This is a genomic window from Acinetobacter sp. YH16052 (assembly GCF_013417155.1).
Lineage (GTDB): Bacteria > Pseudomonadota > Gammaproteobacteria > Pseudomonadales > Moraxellaceae > Acinetobacter.
Genome location: NZ_VPEO01000143.1, coordinates 1 through 1,563, shown reverse-complemented (window position 1 = coordinate 1,563; position 1,563 = coordinate 1). Strand labels below are relative to the sequence as shown.

Here is a 1,563-nt window from a genome sequence, read left to right as displayed (position 1 = left end):
AAAATTGAATTTGCTGTTTTGGGTCTTTTAGCATGATGCGAAGCCGTTGCATAAAATCATCTGGAGATTCGTTTTCCTGTTTTAAATGAGCGAATTTCTTGTCACGGGACATATTGAACGACAAGCTGTTCACTTGCATATTTCGCAATTCAATAAACTTAGGTTCATCTACCTGTTTGACTGGTGCAGATTGGATTTTTTTAGAACCAAAGCCGAGCTGTTCCAGTAGCGGATAAAACATCCTGAATTTTTTTGGCTCTAAAAGCATGTCTGCAAGGCGTTTCGTAAAGTCTTCGGATGACTCTCCGATCTCTGCATATTCGCTACCAACTTCGGGCAGTTCAGATAATTTGTGTGCAAACAAATGCCGTTGTGCATCGGTCATTTCGACAAAGAAATCAGGTGTGTTTGGATCTCGTTTAGGGTCGGTTTTTTGTTGTTTTTTTGGCTGTGCCTTCTGTTTAAATCGGAATGAAAAACCAATAATATTACGTCCTCTTTTGTGCTGTTCTTCTTTGACAGTAATATCTGTATTTTCATTGATTTGCTTTAATGATGGTTCTAAAACACGCTTTTTAAAGTCGTGCATTCGATGATATTCACTTTCTAATACTCCCAATCTTTCTCTGAACTCACTTAGCTCAATAATTGGTGTTTTCCCACTACTACGCCAAGCAATCAAAAGTTCATAAAGTCTAATGGCGTAGCCAGTGGAAAGCCCTTTTACTTGCTCTAACTCATAGCTCGTAAATTGTTTTTCTAGCCGAGTTATTAAAGGGATAATTGCAGGTGAAAAAATTAACTCAACAGATGCCGTTTTTTCGATGTATGCAATTTGAGAAACCCAACGTGAGGTAATATGAGCTACTCCTTTTCCTCTTGGTTCTTGATAGCTAAATTGACGAGCAAACAAGTCTTTACAGGCTTCTTTTAGTGCTTGATAAGCACCATTTTTCAATACATCAAAGTGGTTGATATAGCTCTCTGCGTGAATAGTTAAAGGGTCATTCGCATTAATACCTTTACCACTTTCACGGGCTTCAATTATTGCTAAAAGAATTAACCGTTGTTCCACTAGGTCAAGATTGTAGCTGGCATTAATTAAAGCGTTATCTTTCACAATTAAATCTTTCATATAGCGTCTTATTTTATTATGTCGTCTTATTGATCTTATGTGAAGCCTTATCAAGAAGCAATAAGCAGACATATTTTATTTTGTCGCATCTTGCAAACTAAACGTGCTTAAAACGACATGTTTTATTTTGTCTTTCAAAGCACACTAAGTGTCGTCTTATTGAGAATTTCTAGCACACTAAGTGTCGTCTTTTAGCACACTAAGTGTCGTCTTATGTCCTCTGAAACGCACGTATATCAATGCTTTCAGACTGCTTAAAAGCATTTAAAAGCTTTTTTATTATTAAAAGCCCAAAAAAATTAAAAACGGCATTTAAAACTGCCCTATGTTTTCGCTTCGCTCAAACTCTATTGAATCTCGCTGCGCTCGATTCCTGGGGGCAGTTTTTTTCAAAGACCGGCTAGGACGCTAAAAACAAGAATGGATTC

General features: G+C 37.1%; 1 pseudogene. It reads right to left on the bottom strand.

Going from position 1 to position 1,563, the window contains the following annotated elements:
* Positions 1 to 208 precede the first annotated feature (208 nt).
* Positions 209 to 1,135: pseudogene (gene repM, locus FTV42_RS16785) on the bottom strand (replication initiation protein RepM); the annotation flags it as partial.
* Between the last annotated feature and the right edge of the window lie 428 nt (positions 1,136 to 1,563).